The organism is Labrenzia sp. THAF191a, assembly GCF_009363335.1.
Classification (GTDB): Bacteria; Pseudomonadota; Alphaproteobacteria; order Rhizobiales; family Stappiaceae; genus Roseibium; species Roseibium algicola.
In genome coordinates this window covers 5757580-5773074 of record NZ_CP045333.1, presented here as the reverse complement: position 1 = coordinate 5773074, position 15495 = coordinate 5757580, and the positions used below count along the sequence as shown (strand labels likewise).

Sequence of the window (15495 nt, the reverse complement as noted above, 5' to 3'; positions counted from 1 at the left end):
GATTAACCTGCGAAGCGTTTCGCGACCTCCCGCATGTCGATGATGACAGACAGTGGAAGGCCGCGAAGTGGTTTAGTTCCACCGGATCCTCAGGCTTTCGCCTTCTTCTTCGGGCGCAGCACATGCACGTGGTCGGCGTCGTAAAGGGCGCTGTCGCGGAAGTCGGCTGCAGGCTTCAAGGCATGGCCGACGAAGATCAGCGCGGTGCGGGTGATCTTGGAGGCACGCACCTCTGCGGCAATGGTCGACAATGTGCTGTGAATGAAGGCCTCATCCGGCCAACCGACGCGGTAGGCGACGATCACCGGGCAATCGGCACCGTAATGCGGCGTCAACTGGCGTTCGACTTCCCGCAGGTTCCTGATCGACAGGTGGATTGCCAGGGTCGCCCCGCTCTTGCCGAGCGTGTCCAGGTCCTCGTTGTTCGGCATCGCCGAGGATTTCATTGCCGTGCGGGTGACAATGATGGTCTGGGCAACTTCCGGGATGGTCAGCTCGGTCTTGAGTGCAGCGGCCGCGGCCGCGAAGGCCGGCACGCCCGGGGTTACATCATAATCGATGCCGAGTGAGTCCAGACGGCGCATCTGCTCCGCCGTTGCACCGTAAATGGAAGGGTCGCCGGAATGAACCCGGGCAACGTTCTGGCCCTTTTCATGGGCAGCCTTGATCTCGTCGATGATCTCGTCAAGGGTCATCGGGGCCGTGTCTATGACGCGTGCACCTTCCGGTGCGGCGGCAACGATCTGTTCAGGTACCAGCGAGCCCGCGAAAAGGCAGACCGGGCAGGATTGGATGAGCTTCAGGCCGCGAACGGTGATGAGATCGGGATCGCCAGGTCCGGCGCCAATGAAATGAACGGTCATGATTTGTCATCCGTTTCGAGAATGTCGGAAATGTCGGTCGCTACGTCTTCCATCAGGGACGAAGGCGCGGCTTCAGTGGCAACTGGTGCTGCTTCCACCGGCTTTGGTGCGTCGATCCGCTTGGCATAACCGCGCGGTGTATAGACGAAAGGTTTCCCGTCACCGCGCATGACGGTGCGGGTGTTGGTCGAACCGACCAGCACGGTGGTCAGCATGTCGACATCGTCGACGCTGAGCGCATGCAGACTGGTGACGCGGATGGTTTCCTCCGGCCGGCCAAGATTGACGCCGAGAATGACCGGTGTCGCTGCCGAGCGGTGCTCCAGCAGGATATCCTTTGCGGCTGCAAGCTGCGTACGGCGGCGTTTGGACACCGGGTTGTAGAAGGCAATCACGAAGTCGCCCTCGGCTGCTGCCCTCAGGCGCCTTTCGATCACCTCCCACGGGGTGAGGAGATCGGACAGCGAGATCGCGCAGAAATCATGGCCAAGCGGTGCGCCGATACGAGCCGAGCAGGCCTGAAGGGCGGAAATGCCCGGCGCGTTTGTGACGCTGACCCGCTTGGCGGCATCCGACACGCCGCCATACTCCTCGTTTCGGTGCAACAGTTCATAGACCAGCGAACCCATGGCGTAGATGCCGGCATCACCTGAGGAAATCAGCGCGACATTCTTGCCCTTGCCGGCTTCTTCCAGCGCAAAGCGGACGCGGTCCTCTTCCGCGCCAAGCGGGAAGTTGTGGTGGGTCTTGCCGGTAATGTGCTGGTCGACAATGTCGAGATAAAGCGAGTAGCCGACAACGTCGGTTGCTTCCGCCAGAAGCTTGGTGGCCTCCGGTGTGCGCCAGTCGTCCTTGCCCGGACCGATACCGATAACGGACAGATGCCCGCGAGCCCGGCCGACCGTGTCGGTGTCAATCCACTTCGGAGACCGTGCAATGGCGCAAGTTGCGTTGTCGGTTTTCTGCTTTTCGACCTTCAGCGTTCCAAAGGCGCCGGACGCGGCCAGGGCAGCCCCTTCAGACACTCCGTAACAGCCGACTTCCTTGAAGACGACGGGCGACGGGTTTTTCAGGCGCGGGGTCTCGCGCTGCAGGTCTTCTGCGGAAAAGACCCGAAGCGGCACATCCAGATGCGCAGCGAGAGCATTGACAGCGGCTTCATCTGCCTTGAGGTCGATGGTCGCGATGCAGGCAACAGCGCCCTTGGCAATGTTGGCTCCCGCCAGTTCGGTCTCGACCAGTTCGATCAGTTCGGCCGCATCACAACCGCGCGCGCAGCCAACGCCAACAGCATAGCGCTGCGGGTGGTAGACCAGACGCGTCGGGCCTGCTTCTTCCGGATGTTCGGTTGCCGAAAGCGTGATGGCGGCATCGTCTGCTTGCTGCAGCTTTGCCTCTTTCAGCCAATCGGCGCGGCCTTCCAGGCGAACAGGTGCTCCGGACAGCAGCTCGGCCATCACCGGTTTTGCATCTTCCGGATTGGCGAGACGCCAGCCGCGGGGCGGGGCATCGAGCGCAACACCAAGCTTGGTGTCCCCAGCCGTCGTGATCGCCGCATGCCCACCGAGAGCGCTGGCCAGAAGCTTGGCCAGCTCGTTGGCGCCGCGATGACCACCAAGCAGCGGAACGACACTCTTGCCGTCTTCCGACACGGCGATCACCGGCGGTTCGCTTGTCTTGTCGGACAGGACCGGTGCAAGCGCACGGATCAGAATGCCGCTGGCGCAGAAACCGACGATCGGATGACCGGCCTGAAACAACAGGCGGATATGGTCGATCGTTTCGTTGAACTGGGTGTCCGCTGTCGGCACACGGCCGGCAAGCCCGTGTATGCGGGCAGTCGAAAACCGTCTGGCGATCACTTCGGCGGCGGCGAGGCCGGCCTGGTTCAGGACGAGTAGGATGGGGGAAGCGTCCACGCTTCTTCTCCCTTGTAGATGAGGATCATGGAAAAATAGGGGGCGGTGTCGGTCTCAAGGTCGATGAGCCGATGAACCTTCTGCTCCGGCAGGCTGGCACGTTCCACGTAACCGGCCTTTTCCAGCAGCCCCATGTCGGAAAGCAAGGTCTTCAGCCGTGTCAGGTGACGACCGACCTTCATGATGGCAACCGCCTGGGCTTCTTCGATCTTGCGGCGGATGTCCGCGTCCGGAAGCGGGCCTGGAATGACGGTAAGTACATCGTTTCGTGCCGTCAGCGGTCGTCTCAACTGAGCGGCGCAGGCTGTCAGCGAGGTGACCCCGGGCACGATTTCTATCGTGAAACGGTCGGAAAGGCGCTCGAACAGATACATGAAAGAACCGAAGAAGAACGGATCTCCTTCACACAAGGTCACGACATCCTCACCGTTAGCCAAAACGGCGGCTATCTCTTCGGCGGCCTTGTCGTAGATCTCCTGTGCCGGGAACCTGTCGACCCGCATCGGCACGACAATCGGGATTTCCCGCACCCCATCCGGGATCACATCGGCAGCGATTGACCGGGCAAAGCTTTCGCCGGAATCGGGAGCGGGGTAGGCAATTACCCGTGCGCTTGCGATCAGCCGGTGCGCCTTCAGGGTCATCAGCTCCGGATCGCCCGGGCCAAGACCTATGCCATAGAGTGTGCCTGTCATGATTTCGTCAGGCTCCACTGCGTCACGGGCATTAAGGGACGCCATCCGGTCAAGCCGCCGACAGCGCTTGCCCGGTGAACGGAAACTTTCTTCAAAGTGCCTCCATGAGACTGATAGGCGGAGAGAAGTATGGCCTCGCTCTCCAGGGTCACTGCATTGGCGACAAGCCGTCCCCCGGGGCCTAGCGCTGCAAGACAGGCCTCGATCACACCGTCGGCTGTCAGGCCGCCGCCAATGAAAACCGCGTCCGGCTGTGGCAGATCGTGGAGGCCTTCCGGAGCGGTCGCGTCCAACAGTTCCAGATGTGGGACGCCTAGCGCGACAGCGTTTTCAGCCGCCATTTGCCGTCGTTCCACATGCGGTTCCAGCCCGATGGCCCGGGTTCGGTCGGCTGCCCGCAACCATTCGATGGCAATCGAACCGCAGCCTGCACCCACATCCCACAACAGTGCGCCTGGGTGAGGCTTCAACTCCGCCAGGGTGATGGCGCGGATGTCCTGCTTGGTCATCTTGCCGTCGTGGCGAAAGGCATCGTCGGCAAGGCCGGGTGTCCGCGCACGGAACCGCACACCGGGGTCGGCAATCACTTCCAGAGCAAGTGTGTGAAAATCGGCGACCTCGGCCGACCAGTCTTCCGCGGTACCTGCGACGCACCGTTCCCTGGTGCCGCCGAGATGCTCCAGAACCGTCATCCGGCTGCGCCCATAACCTTCGTCGGCCAGGAGGTCAGCCACCTGGCGGGGAGTTTCCGCATTGCTGGTTAGACACAGGATCCGGGCGCCCGGGTAAAGCGATGCCCGCAACAGATCGACTGGTCGACCATGAACCGACAGGCAGTCGGTTTCCTGCAAGGCCCATCCCATTCGTGCGGCAGCCAGTTGGAAGGCGGACGGCGAGGGCAGCACCATCAGCTCGTGCGCAGGGAAATGTTTCAGCAAGGATGAGCCGATGCCGAACCACATGGGATCGCCTGTCGCCAACACCGCGACGCGCTTCTGCCTGAGCGCTGCCAGATCTTCGAAGACGGTTGCAAACGGGCTGGGCCATGTCCGCTTCTCGGCAGTGATCCCGCCCGTCAGCTCCAGGTGTCGGGTGCCGCCATAAACAATGTCTGCACCTGCCAGGGCTTCTGCGCCACCCGGAGCCAGAACACCGTCCTCGCCCAGGCCAACCAGCGTCAACCAGGGGCGTTTGTCTGTCGAGGAAGTCATTTATCCTCCAGACGATAGGGTTTGATCACCGGTTTTACCGACAGGTCCCGTGGCGTGCCGCTACTGCTTGGCGATATCTGCCGGGCACCCCGTGAACGGTGATGGACCGGCTGGTCACCACTGCCGTCCGCAGGCGTCTTGACCGAACCACCCGGCTGGGACAGGAACCCGCGTGACCGCAAAGGCTTTTTGCTGCCGACGGATTTCAATCCGATTGGTTTTTCGTCGTCTTTCGGCGGATCTCCGGCCATCTTACGTTTCCTCCGGCAGGCCGGCGGCAAGAGCGTTGACTGCGGCGGCAGCCATGGCCGATCCGCCCCTGCGGCCGCGAACAGCCAGGAAGGGAACCTTGAACGGATTGGAGATCAGAGCTTCCTTGGATTCCGCCGCGCCCACGAACCCGACCGGGAAGCCCAGAACCAGCGCCGGTTTCGGTCCGCCGGCGGCAATCATTTCAAGCAGATGGAAGAGGGCCGTCGGCGCATTGCCAACGGCAACGACAGCGCCGTCCAGCGTGTCGCGCCAGAGCTCGACCGCGGCCGCCGAGCGGGTCGTGCCGAGCTCTTTGGCAAGGGCCGGAATCGCGGGGTCATTCAAGGTGCAAACCACGTCGCAGTCAGCCGGAAGACGTGAGCGAATGACGCCATGCACCACCATTTCCACATCGCAAAAGACGGGTGCGGCCCGCGCGAAGGCATCCTGCGCGGCAGACAGGATATCCTCCGACCAGGCAAGATCCTGCGGAATGTCTGTCATGCCGCAGGCGTGGATCAGACGCACCGCGACCGGTTTCAGCCCGTCGGGTAGATGAGACAGTTCTGCTTCCGACCGCACGATTGAAAAGGACTGGCGGTAAATCGCCGCCGGGTCCTTTTCATAGTCGTAGGACGACATGGTTTCGGTGCTCACGGCAGCCTCAGTCTCCGCGGTTCAACGACCGGGGGCCGTGCGGATGGTCTGCGTGCGGGTAGGGGTGGTGGTGGTGATCGTGATCATGCCCGTGCCCGTGCCCGTGCGCATGGCTATGCCCATGCTCGTGCGCATGATCATGAGAATGGCCGTGATGATGCGCGTGGTCATGCCCATGGTCATGGGAGTGATCGTGATGATGATGACCATTGTCGTGGTGATGATGACCACCCGCTTGCACCTGCTTTTCGCAGGCCCCGGTGCAGATCTCGTCACACAGCTTGCATTCTGCTTCCGCGCCGAGGCCTTCCACGTGATGGTGGTGGCTTTCCTGGGCCAGACCCACTTCGGCTTCGAAGCCAAGGACCTGTTCGCGATACTTGCACATCTGGCAGTTCATCAGATTGGCGCCCTGCAGGATCTCCTGCACCCGATCGGCCATCGTGTCGATCACCTGCGGGTGGTCGTTCAGATAACCGGCTTTCAGGAATTCGATTTCCGGATGTTTGGCGGCAACTTCGTCCGTGGTCGAATAGATCCGCTGCACCAGTACGCCGGTGAACAGGAAATAGGGGAACACGATGACGCGCTTGTAGCCAAGCCTTGCCGCATGTTCGAGGCCGGGGCCGACCAGAGGGAAGGTGACGCCGGAGTAGCAGGTTTCCGCCCAGCCGAAACCGAAGCCTTCCCAAAGCATGCGCGTAATCTTGGAGACGTTGGAGTTCGCGTCCGGATCGGAAGCGCCGCGCCCGACCACCATCAGCAGGGTCTCGTGCAGCGGCACGTCGCTGTCGGCAGCGTCGATCGCTTCCTGAACACGGGCAGCGGCGGCTTTCACCATGCGCGTGTCGACGGCCAGTTCGCGGCCATAGGAGATCGTCATCTCCGGATGCATGGCCTGATAGGTGTTCAGGACCGAGGGAATGTCGTTCTTTGCGTGACCGGCGGCAAACAGCATGCCCGGCACAGCCAGAACGCGGGTACAGCCGGCCTCGCGCAGCTTGTTCAATCCGTCATGAATGACCGGGTTGGCGAATTCCAGATATCCGTATTCCACCGGCCAATCGGGGAAGCGGGCCGTCAGGCCTTCCGCCAGCTGTGCAAATTGCTTTACGGCACCCTTGTTGCGGCTGCCATGGCCGCAGATCATCAGTCCGAGTTTTTCGCTCATTGAGCAGCTTCTCCGGCAGTCTCGTCGTCTTCCGGACGGGCTTCAGGCGCGTCTTCGGCTTTTTTCTGCTTCTTGTCTTTGAGGGCGATGATGCCGGCGACGAGCGCGGCACCGGCAAGGGCTGCGACACCGACCCAGTGGGAATGACCGGCGAGTTCGCCAAGATGGCCCCCATGGGCGAAGGCGGAGGTAGGCAGCGCGGCGGCAAGGCCTGCAAGGATGGTCCGTCTGATCATGTCTCTCCCCAGTGGCTGGTGCCGGATCGGCAGCGTGGCAACAGGCGTCGGGAAGAATGAAAGCAAACACGCGCAAAAGCCGGCGGAGCCGGTTGATCTGCAGATGCCTTGGACAGCTCCGGCCTTGGTCCCCTGCTTGGGTCAACCTCATCCGGAATGGCTTTCAGTCCCTCCACGGGACGCCGTCAGGTGGGCGCACCTTAGGGGAGTGGCCATAGCGGATCAAGCATGAAAGCGACATCCATTGGCACGAGGCAGCCATGGCCTGAAACCGGCAATCGTTGCGTCTTGCGGCTCCCTGAAAAGAACCGGTTTGTCTTTGTCATCCCTTTGGATTAGTGATCAACCAGTCTCGATTCGGGGTAAGTGGGGCGTGGAAAACTTCCGGCGAAAACATCCAGACCTTATGGCGGCAGCCAGGCTACTGCTTCTGCTGCCGTTTCTGGTCACAGCGCTTGTGCCCAAGGGGTACATGCCGGACGTGCGCGCGGATGGTGGTTTTACCGTCACGCTGTGTACCACCGAGGGCCTTCGCACTGTTACGCTGGATGCGAACGGTGCAGAAATACCGCCTGGTTCCGACGAGGAAAGCCCTGCGGAAAAGGCCTCCCGCCATTGCGTCTTTGCCGGCGTCGGTGCGTTTGCTGCGCCCGACAGGGTGCCTTTCCTTTTCGTGCAGGAAGAGATCTCTCGCCAACCGGTTTCTCTACCTGCAAAGGTCTGGGCTTCCAGCACTCCGCGCGGTCGGAACTTTGCCCGCGCACCGCCGCTCAACGCGTGATCTTTCCGAACCTTTTCTGAATTCGTTTTGAACCCGAGGTCTGTCCGGCTTTTGCCGAACGGACGCACTCGGGTGTGGAGATCCCATGAGCAACATCTCTTCGGACGCTGTAAATGCGTCTACCCCCAGCCGATTTTACCTGGCTGCCTGGCGTTGGCACTTTTACGCCGGTCTTTATGTTGTGCCGTTTCTGATCATGCTGGCCGTCACTGGCCTTTCGATGATGTATATTTCCATTCTTGATGGCCGTGATGGGGAATACATCAAGGTTGCAGTTGCCGGCGAACCAGTGGCGCTGTCGCAGCAGGCCGACGCTGCGCTGGCAACGCGCGGTCAGGGCGCGAGCCTGGTGGAATGGATCGGCGCCAAGACCGCCGACGGAGCCAATGTCTTCCGCGTCAACGACGCTGGCACCAATTACATGGTGGCAGTTGACCCTTATTCGGGCTCGGTCGTTGAGAGCTGGATCCGGCGTGACGGCTGGTATGATTTGCTGAACGACATTCACGGTACGCTGCTGATCGGCGATCTTGGTGATCGTCTGATCGAAATCGCGGCCGGCCTTGCCATCGTGCTGATCGTGACCGGTCTTTACCTGTGGTGGCCACGGGCAGGCGGTGGAAGTGTTCTTGTGCCGGATCTTCGCGCGAGAGGTCGCGCACTCTGGAAGAGCCTGCACAAGGTGATCGGCGCCTATGTTTCTCTCATCCTGCTGGTCTTCCTGGTCAGTGGTCTCTCCTGGGCCGGTGTCTGGGGCGAGAAATTCGTTCAGGCCTGGAGCACCTTTCCAGCCGAAAAATGGTCCGACGTGCCTCTGTCCGACGACACCCACGCCTCGATGAACCATGGCTCGATAAAGGATGTTCCCTGGGGGCTGGAACAGACCAGCATGCCGATGTCCGGCTCTGATGCCGGCACCGACGCGATTGCTGCCGGAACGCCGATTGATCTGGACAGTATTGCCGCGTTCGGCCGGAAATTCGGCTTTGAAGGGCGGTTCCGGGTGAACCTTCCCGGCAATGAAACCGGTGTCTGGACCATCAACCAGGATTCCATGAGCAACGACTCAGAGAACCCGATGGTGGACCGCACGGTGCATATCGATCAATACACCGGGCGGATCCTGGCGGATGTCGGTTTTGCGGATTATTCCCTGCCGGCCAAGGGCATGGCCATCGGCATTGCCTTTCACGAAGGCGACATGGGGCTCTGGAACGTTGTACTCAACACTCTATTCTGCCTGTCGGTGATTTTTCTTTGCGTCAGCGGGCTTGTCATGTGGTGGCTGCGACGGCCCAAAGGTTCCGCGCTTCGGGTTTTTGCACCGAAAACGCCGGATGACCTGCCGCACTGGCGCGGCGCGATGATCCTGATGCTGGCTGTCTCCCTGGCCTTTCCGCTTGTCGGCATCACGCTGCTGAGCGTGCTGGCGCTGGACTATCTTGTTGTCAAACGCGTGCCGGTTCTGAGAAAGGCCATCGGATGACGAGGTAAGGGGCGTCTGAAGAGGCCACTGTCGGGTCCTCAACATTGCTGTTACCCCGGATAGGCGCCCCGGATAGGCGCTGCGTCGATCCGGGGTGACACGCATCCAAAATTTTTTGTTCGCAGTGTGCGGCAGCAAGCTGCGGCCAACGCTGCCTGCTTACTTGTGCCGGATCACCATCAGCGTAATGTCGTCATGCACCGTTTGTGTGTCGATATGGGCCTTGAGGTCCGCAAGGATGCCTTCCAGCACCTGCCCGGCCTTTGGTGCAGCGTGGCGGCGGGCACTTGCGACCAAGCGGTCCAGACCATACAGCACACCGTCCGGGTTTTCCGCTTCGGTCACGCCATCCGTATAGAGAATAATGAGATCTCCGGGACCGAAAGCCAGTTCCCTGGTTTCGATAAACGGTTCGATGTCTTCATCGAGGCCGATGGGGAAGCCGAGATCGACCGTATCGACGATGTCGCATTGGCCGTTGTCGCGGAGAATGATCAGTTCTTCGTGCTGGCCCGACAAGGTTACCTTGTTCGGTTCGAAATCCAGGAAGGACAGCGTCAGGTGCTTGTCGGTCCGGGTGCGCTTCAGGTTGCGACAGATGGCGCTGTTGAGTGCAACCAGGAACTGGCGCGGATCTGACGGTCCGCGTTCCTGCAGGGCGACGGCGATGGACTGAACCATCAGCATCAGAACACCGCTTTCCAGGCCATGGCCGGTCACATCGCCAATGCCGATCTTCACCTTGTTGTCCAGCTGCAGCACGTCGTAATAGTCACCACCAACTTCGTCTGCCGGTTCCATGAAGGCCGCGATTTCCAGTTCATGAATGCCGCCAAGCTCATCCTTGGTCGGTAGCACCATCATCTGGATCTGCCTTGCGACTTCAATTTCCGCTCCCAGCCGCAGGTTTTCGGACGTCAGCTGCTTGTTGAGATGCGCGATTTCCGTATTCGCGTGCTCCAGATTGACGTTCATCCGGTGAAACCGCGTTGCCTGGTGCCATTGCAGGGCGGTGACCGCAGCACCGATCGCCCCTGCACAGCCGAAATAAAGCAGCAGGTATTTGAACGACCAGAGGTTTGCGGCAATGGGTTGGCTGATGGTGATTGCCTGAATACCGCGCACGTCGCCCGTCTTCCAGTCGGTCTTGGGACTTTCCGGGTGGCTGTTGTGACAGGAAACGCAGGCCTCGCCCATCATGACGGGGGAGGCGATCTGGATCTTTCGGTCGAAGATCGATCCTTCGTAGGCAATCTCCAGGTCTGCAGGATCACGGCTCTGTCTGAAATCGTTCAGTGCCTTGATCTCGAAAGGCGTCAGGTTGTGTGACCCGCGCTCCATGAACGGCAGATCCGACACGAACCGGTATTGCAGATTATGGTCGTTGCCACCGATCACTTCCCCAAGCTCGATTGAGAGCGTGGCGGGGATCGGAATGCCGCCGGTCGTTTCGTGATATTCATGTGTCGGGGTGATGTCGCCCGGCGCCTGTTGAACCCGGGCGATCACGTTTTGCGCGTAATAGGTCCGGATCTTGCCGATGGCCTGGTCCAGGTCAACCGCCTGCGAGCGCAGGGAGGCATCTGAAATGGCGCGCAGGTCCATCCACACGGCAACAGGCAGCATGCCAAGCCCGATCAGCACCAGAACCAGAAAAACCGCCGGTCGTTCGATGAGCGTGAGCCAGAATTTGTCGACGCGGCGGGGTTCTGTCTGCTTCATGGGGAAACCTGATTTTCAGTATGAATTGAAACGGAATGTGGATCGGCAAGAAAGCCTGAAGGGAAACCCGATCAATCTTGCCATTATGACGGTTGTCTGCCGCAACGGCCACAGCTGGAGATGAGATTTTGCAGTCTTGTTTTCAGCACGTTGAAGCTGTCTAGTAGGATGGTCGAGTTCCAATGCGCAAGCGGGGCATCATGCAAACTCATCTTGTTTTCACGGTCATTGCAAAGGACCGGCCAGGCCTGGTCGAGCGGATGGCGGAAATCATCGCCGGCACCGGCGGCAACTGGATCGAAAGCTCCATGGCCCGCCTCGGCGGCGAATTTGCAGGCATCGTGCGCATTGCGATCGAGGGGCTGCATGCGGACGAACTGGTGGAAAAGCTGCAAGCTCTTTCCGCCGACGGCATCGATATCACGCTTCGCTCCGACCAGACCGGTGCCGAGCTGCCGGAAGGCGCATCCGCTCATCTGGATCTCGTCTCCCAGGACCACCCGGGCATCTTGCGGGATATCACCCGCGTTCTTTCCGAAAAGGGTGTCAGCATCGAGCATCTGGAAACGGAAGTCGTCTCCGGCTCGATGCAGGGAGAGGCCCTGTTCAAGGCATCTGCCGACCTGCGCCTGCCAAGTGGACTGGACCCTGCAAGCCTGAGCGACGCACTTCAGGAGACGGCAGGAGACCTGATGGCGGACATCAATCTGATTGACTGACGTCGCTCAATCCTGCCAGACGGAAGCGAGACGACACAGGCCTGGCAGGACAGAGGCTGCAACTTCATGCTCGACCGGCTGGATTTTACCGGCAAACTATGGCTGTCCGCCGGCCCAGGCGGCTGGACCTTTGTGACGTTACCGCCGGCCTGCGCCGATCAGATCCGGTTTTTCACAGGAAGCCGTAAAGGCAGCGCCTGGGGCATGATCAAGGTAAAGGCGTGGATCGGCGAGGCCGAATGGAGCACCACCATCTGGCCGGACAAGGCGTCGGGCTCGTTCCTGTTGCCGGTCAAGTCGGCCGTGCGCAAGAAAGAGAAGATCGCAGCCGGAGACACCGTTGACGTATCACTGTGGCTTCAGGTGCCGCCGGGTTTCTGACGGGGAGGGCTGTTTGAGCTTTTGAGTTCCGTCGGTCAGGCTCGTTCAGCCGGATCCGGGCAGGCGAACTCAGGCGGCAAGCGCCCAATCGGCCGCGTCCGTGCGTGCCCCGATCAGGGCAAGGCCGTTGGCAACCGACGTCAGCTCGTTGCCGCCGGAAATCCGCTCCTGGCCGAAGCGCTCCGCAAACTGACGGCGCACGGCAGGCACGAAGGAGGTGCCGCCGGTCATGAACACCCGGTCGATGTCGGCTTCGCTCAAACCGGCCTTTTCCAGCGTGACATCCAGCGCCAGGTCCATCTTCTTCAGGTCAGGCGCAATCCAGCCGTCGAAGTCCGCACGTTTCACAGTTGCCCGGAAGTCCGAACCGAGCGGGGCAAAAGTCAGCTCCGCCTCGTCTGCAGAGGACAACAGGGCCTTGGTTTCCGAGACGGATTTATAAAGCGGGTAGCCCTGGTCTTCTTCCACCAGATCGATGAAAAGCTCGATCTTCTCCGGTTCCACGCAGTAGCGCAGCAGCTTCTTCATTTCCTTGAAGTCGTCTGATGTCTTGAAAATCGACAGCATGTGCCAGCGGGCGAAGTTGGAAAAGAGGTTGGGCGGGATCTCCAGGATCTTGCCCATGCTCCGGTAGGTGGTGCCCTTGCCGAGCTTCGGCAGAACCACGTTGTCGATGATGCGATAGTCGAACGTGTCACCGGCAATGCCCACCCCGCCTCGGCCAAGTGGCGTCGCTTTCAGGTGCCCGGCTTCGGTCTCGAAACGCATGATCGAATAGTCGGTCGTGCCGCCGCCAAGGTCGGCAACCAGGATGGTCGTATCCTGTTCCAGCGATTGCGCGTAGGAAAAGGCCGCCCCGACAGGCTCCATAACAAAGAGGATGTCTTCAAAACCAACCTTCTGAAACGCCTTGCGATACCGCTCCATCGCCAGCTCTTCATCCGGATTATGCCCGGCAAACTCCACCGGCCGGCCAACAACGAGCCGCGTTGCCGCGGGATCAAACGCAGCGCCGGCCCGCTCGAAAGCCCGCTGCAGAAACGTCGCCATCAGATCTTCAAACTCGAACCGGACCCCGAAAACTCCGGTCCCCTTGAAAACGCGGCTCGCCGCAAAGGTCTTCAGCGACTGGATGAACCGCACATCCCCAAAGCTCTCCAGAAACTGCCGGATCGCCCAAGGCCCGACCTCCGCATTCAGCGCCTTGGCCGGCCCCCGGTCTAGAAAACTGAGAACGGTCGGAAGCGATGTGAAACTGTCATTGCCATCAACAAAGCTGATCGGCGCTGTCGCCCCCACACCCTGCGCCGAAACCGCGACCGTGTTGGAGGTGCCGAAATCAAGTCCGATGGTCTGTTTCATGGCAAAGTCCTTTTGTGTCACAGCGATTTGTACCGACGCCATTTTGCAATTGAATGGCGGTGGCTCATTCGAAACCGACGCAGGAGCGCGAAGGGCACTCCGAATACGGAGATCCTGCAAAAATGAAATGGCTGTGCGGGATAGGCGGGAACAAACGAAAACGCAAGCGGAAACAGGCTGTTTTTGACGCATTCGAGCCTGCATCCGTCGCAGCTTCCACCATCTGCTTGAGGGTGTCGTTTGGAGAAAGGCGAATTGTTGAAAGAGAATTTTGGCGTTGATGCCGGGAGCTTGTCTTCAGGACCTTGCCACAAGGTCGATATAACTAGACCGCACACTATGAGTTTCATCGGTGCTGTGGTCGCGATCGGAGATGGTCGCGGTCTCAGGCTGCAGACATTCGCACTTCCAGTTCGTGCAATTCATCCCGCCTTCGAAATCATTGTGGCATCGTGACACTATGTTGCTGCGCGAAATTCCGTTATGATACGGTCTGTCAGAAGATGGACATGAACTGTCTAAAGGTCTAGTCAAGACAACCAGTTGGCATTCGAAGAAAGCGTCAACAGAGATCAATAACTGCAGATTGACAGTATGCACTCAGAACCTTTGCGCCAGGGCCTGAAACGCCAATTCGCGATCACGTTTGCGTTGGTCGTTCGCGAAATGACCACCCGCTACGGAAACAAGTTCGGCGGTTACATGTGGGCGGTTCTGGATCCGGTTTTGACGATCGCCATCCTGACGACAGTATTTTCAGCAGTCGCTCATATCCCGCCACTGGGAAGAAGCTTCACCTTGTTTTTTGCGACCGGCTACATCGCATTCTACATGTATCGTTCAACTTCTGAGCAGGTAGGTTCTGCAGTCGAGGCAAACAGAGCGCTGCTGAACTATCCTGTCGTACGGCCTTACGACACGATTTTGGGAAGGATTTTTTTACAGGTAGCGACGCTTTTCGTCGTAAATGCTCTTCTTTTCGGGGCACTTTATTTCGTGGTTCCGTTTGAGAGTATCAACCTGGCACCCATCTTCCAGGCTTCCCTGATTGCAATTGCACTTGGTGCAGGAGTAGGGGCTTCGAACATCGTATGGTTTCACTTGAGCAGTACCTACCAGCAGATCTGGGGTATTATTAACCGGCCGGCATTCATCGTTTCCGGAGTGTTTTTTCTGCCAGACACCGTTCCGCATCCTTTCAGGGAATGGCTCATGTGGAACCCGCTTGTTCACATTGTTGGCCTTTTTCGAACCGGGTTCTACCCCACCTACCGGGCGTCTTGTGTCGACATGCCTTACATCGTAGGGCTATCCGTGTTTTCGATTGTTTTCGGATTTTTTCTGGTATGGCTTTATGACGCGCAGCTACGGGAGGCGAAATGATCAGGTTGGACCGCTTGACCAAACGCTTCAAGCTCAAGGGAGAGATGCGCTACATCGCAAGGGATGTGTCGTTTACGGTGCCCAGGGGAAACAGTATTGGTCTGCTGGGGCGTAACGGCGCTGGCAAGTCCACATTGCTGAGGCTGATAGCGGGTACGATCAAGCCGACTTCGGGCAGGATTATCCGTCTTGCCAACGTATCATTCCCGCTTGGTTTTCAGGGCAGCTTCAATGGATCTCTAACCGGAGAGCAGAATGTTCGCTTCGTCGCCCGCATTTATGGGCACGACACGGAACAACTGGTCGACTACGTTCAGGATTTTGCCGAACTTGGGAAATCCTATTACATGCCGGTAAAAAGTTATTCCTCCGGCATGAGAGCGCGGCTGGCCTTTGGCGTCAGCATGGGGATTGATTTTGACTACTATCTGGTCGACGAAATCACGGCCGTCGGCGATTCGAATTTCAAGAAAAAGTGCAAACGGGTTTTTGAAGAAAAACTCCAGAATTCTGACATCATCATGGTATCTCATTCAAACGCTTCTCTTAAAGAGTACTGCACGACTGGAATTGTGTTAGAAGATGGCAACTTAACCTTTTTTAACGATATTGACGATGCAATTAACATGCACAATGACAACATGGCACGCCGATAGG

At 59.3% G+C, this 15495-nt stretch carries 15 protein-coding genes and 2 pseudogenes; 6 read left to right on the top strand and 11 right to left on the bottom strand.

Annotated elements, in window-relative coordinates:
• Positions 1 to 89: 89 nt before the first annotated feature.
• Genes cobM through FIV05_RS26470 form a run of 8 tightly spaced genes read right to left on the bottom strand, consistent with a single transcriptional unit; the run spans position 90 to position 7004 of the window.
• A complete protein-coding gene (gene cobM, locus FIV05_RS26505; protein WP_152511570.1) occupies positions 90 to 863 on the bottom strand; it encodes a precorrin-4 C(11)-methyltransferase in 774 nt (257 codons plus the stop codon).
• A complete protein-coding gene (gene cobJ, locus FIV05_RS26500) occupies positions 860 to 2782 on the bottom strand; it encodes a precorrin-3B C(17)-methyltransferase (RefSeq protein WP_152511569.1) in 1923 nt (640 codons plus the stop codon). Before cobJ ends, cobM begins: the two co-directional genes overlap by 4 nt.
• Positions 2752 to 3477 carry a precorrin-2 C(20)-methyltransferase gene (cobI, locus tag FIV05_RS26495; RefSeq protein ID WP_173013955.1) on the bottom strand — a complete coding sequence of 242 codons (726 nt, stop codon included), beginning with the start codon at positions 3475 to 3477 and terminating at the stop codon, positions 2752 to 2754. Before cobI ends, cobJ begins: the two co-directional genes overlap by 31 nt.
• Positions 3474 to 4688: a precorrin-6y C5,15-methyltransferase (decarboxylating) subunit CbiE gene (cbiE, locus tag FIV05_RS26490; RefSeq protein WP_152511568.1), complete on the bottom strand. Its 1215-nt coding sequence runs from the start codon at positions 4686 to 4688 to the stop codon at positions 3474 to 3476. The genes cobI and cbiE overlap by 4 nt, the downstream gene beginning before the upstream one ends.
• Positions 4685 to 4939, bottom strand: coding sequence for a hypothetical protein (locus FIV05_RS26485; RefSeq protein WP_152511567.1), 255 nt, complete (start codon positions 4937 to 4939; stop codon positions 4685 to 4687). The genes cbiE and FIV05_RS26485 overlap by 4 nt, the downstream gene beginning before the upstream one ends.
• A gap of 1 nt (position 4940) precedes the next feature.
• Entirely contained in the window at positions 4941 to 5582 is a 642-nt protein-coding gene (locus tag FIV05_RS26480) for a precorrin-8X methylmutase (RefSeq protein ID WP_152512089.1), read from the bottom strand.
• 22 nt (positions 5583 to 5604) lie between these two features.
• Complete coding sequence (locus FIV05_RS26475; RefSeq protein WP_152511566.1) at positions 5605 to 6768, bottom strand: sirohydrochlorin chelatase; 1164 nt, start codon at positions 6766 to 6768, stop codon at positions 5605 to 5607.
• Positions 6765 to 7004, bottom strand: a complete 240-nt coding sequence (locus FIV05_RS26470) for a DUF6732 family protein (protein WP_031269597.1) — start codon at positions 7002 to 7004, stop codon at positions 6765 to 6767. The genes FIV05_RS26475 and FIV05_RS26470 overlap by 4 nt, the downstream gene beginning before the upstream one ends.
• A gap of 406 nt (positions 7005 to 7410) precedes the next feature.
• Here FIV05_RS26470 and FIV05_RS26465 point away from each other — a divergent pair, with 406 nt between their 5' ends.
• Both FIV05_RS26465 and FIV05_RS26460 read left to right on the top strand, forming a co-directional pair.
• Complete coding sequence (locus FIV05_RS26465) at positions 7411 to 7785, top strand: DUF2946 family protein (protein ID WP_152511565.1); 375 nt, start codon at positions 7411 to 7413, stop codon at positions 7783 to 7785.
• A gap of 85 nt (positions 7786 to 7870) precedes the next feature.
• Positions 7871 to 9271, top strand: coding sequence for a PepSY domain-containing protein (locus FIV05_RS26460; RefSeq protein WP_152511564.1), 1401 nt, complete (start codon positions 7871 to 7873; stop codon positions 9269 to 9271).
• 159 nt (positions 9272 to 9430) lie between these two features.
• Here the strand turns inward: FIV05_RS26460 and FIV05_RS26455 are convergent.
• Together FIV05_RS26455 and FIV05_RS31950 are read right to left on the bottom strand one after the other, a co-directional pair.
• Positions 9431 to 10234 (bottom strand): annotated as a pseudogene (locus tag FIV05_RS26455) (PP2C family protein-serine/threonine phosphatase); the annotation flags it as partial.
• Between the two features lie 192 nt (positions 10235 to 10426).
• Positions 10427 to 10876 (bottom strand): annotated as a pseudogene (locus FIV05_RS31950) (DUF3365 domain-containing protein); the annotation flags it as partial.
• A 317-nt stretch (positions 10877 to 11193) separates the two neighbouring features.
• Here FIV05_RS31950 and FIV05_RS26450 point away from each other — a divergent pair.
• Complete coding sequence (locus FIV05_RS26450) at positions 11194 to 11712, top strand: ACT domain-containing protein (protein ID WP_173013954.1); 519 nt, start codon at positions 11194 to 11196, stop codon at positions 11710 to 11712.
• 66 nt (positions 11713 to 11778) lie between these two features.
• Entirely contained in the window at positions 11779 to 12093 is a 315-nt protein-coding gene (locus tag FIV05_RS26445; RefSeq protein WP_152511561.1) for a DUF1905 domain-containing protein, read from the top strand.
• Positions 12094 to 12162: 69 nt separating this feature from the next.
• Here the strand turns inward: FIV05_RS26445 and FIV05_RS26440 are convergent, their stop codons facing one another.
• Positions 12163 to 13455 carry an Hsp70 family protein gene (locus FIV05_RS26440; RefSeq protein WP_152511560.1) on the bottom strand — a complete coding sequence of 431 codons (1293 nt, stop codon included), beginning with the start codon at positions 13453 to 13455 and terminating at the stop codon, positions 12163 to 12165.
• A gap of 594 nt (positions 13456 to 14049) precedes the next feature.
• On the opposite strand from FIV05_RS26440, the gene FIV05_RS26435 reads away from it, so the two are divergent.
• Both FIV05_RS26435 and FIV05_RS26430 read left to right on the top strand, forming a co-directional pair.
• Complete coding sequence (locus FIV05_RS26435; RefSeq protein WP_152511559.1) at positions 14050 to 14838, top strand: ABC transporter permease; 789 nt, start codon at positions 14050 to 14052, stop codon at positions 14836 to 14838.
• The gene (locus tag FIV05_RS26430) at positions 14835 to 15494 is read left to right on the top strand and encodes an ABC transporter ATP-binding protein (protein WP_152511558.1); all 660 of its coding nucleotides are present in this window, start codon (positions 14835 to 14837) and stop codon (positions 15492 to 15494) included. Before FIV05_RS26435 ends, FIV05_RS26430 begins: the two co-directional genes overlap by 4 nt.
• Position 15495 lies beyond the last annotated feature (1 nt).

Excerpts from the sequence above, each read along its gene's own strand:
- FIV05_RS26475 (WP_152511566.1), bottom strand. The coding sequence starts at position 6,768 with ATGAGCGAAAAACTCGGACTGATGATCTGCGGCCATGGCAGCCGCAAC.
- FIV05_RS26485 (WP_152511567.1), bottom strand. The coding sequence starts at position 4,939 with ATGGCCGGAGATCCGCCGAAAGACGACGAAAAACCAATCGGATTGAAA.
- cobM (WP_152511570.1), bottom strand. The coding sequence starts at position 863 with ATGACCGTTCATTTCATTGGCGCCGGACCTGGCGATCCCGATCTCATC.
- FIV05_RS26445 (WP_152511561.1), top strand. The coding sequence starts at position 11,779 with ATGCTCGACCGGCTGGATTTTACCGGCAAACTATGGCTGTCCGCCGGC.
- FIV05_RS26450 (WP_173013954.1), top strand. The coding sequence starts at position 11,194 with ATGCAAACTCATCTTGTTTTCACGGTCATTGCAAAGGACCGGCCAGGC.
- FIV05_RS26430 (WP_152511558.1), top strand. The coding sequence starts at position 14,835 with ATGATCAGGTTGGACCGCTTGACCAAACGCTTCAAGCTCAAGGGAGAG.
- FIV05_RS26440 (WP_152511560.1), bottom strand. The coding sequence starts at position 13,455 with ATGAAACAGACCATCGGACTTGATTTCGGCACCTCCAACACGGTCGCG.
- FIV05_RS26470 (WP_031269597.1), bottom strand. The coding sequence starts at position 7,004 with ATGATCAGACGGACCATCCTTGCAGGCCTTGCCGCCGCGCTGCCTACC.
- cbiE (WP_152511568.1), bottom strand. The coding sequence starts at position 4,688 with ATGACTTCCTCGACAGACAAACGCCCCTGGTTGACGCTGGTTGGCCTG.
- FIV05_RS26465 (WP_152511565.1), top strand. The coding sequence starts at position 7,411 with ATGGCGGCAGCCAGGCTACTGCTTCTGCTGCCGTTTCTGGTCACAGCG.
- FIV05_RS26435 (WP_152511559.1), top strand. The coding sequence starts at position 14,050 with ATGCACTCAGAACCTTTGCGCCAGGGCCTGAAACGCCAATTCGCGATC.
- FIV05_RS26460 (WP_152511564.1), top strand. The coding sequence starts at position 7,871 with ATGAGCAACATCTCTTCGGACGCTGTAAATGCGTCTACCCCCAGCCGA.
- FIV05_RS26480 (WP_152512089.1), bottom strand. The coding sequence starts at position 5,582 with ATGTCGTCCTACGACTATGAAAAGGACCCGGCGGCGATTTACCGCCAG.
- cobI (WP_173013955.1), bottom strand. The coding sequence starts at position 3,477 with ATGACAGGCACACTCTATGGCATAGGTCTTGGCCCGGGCGATCCGGAG.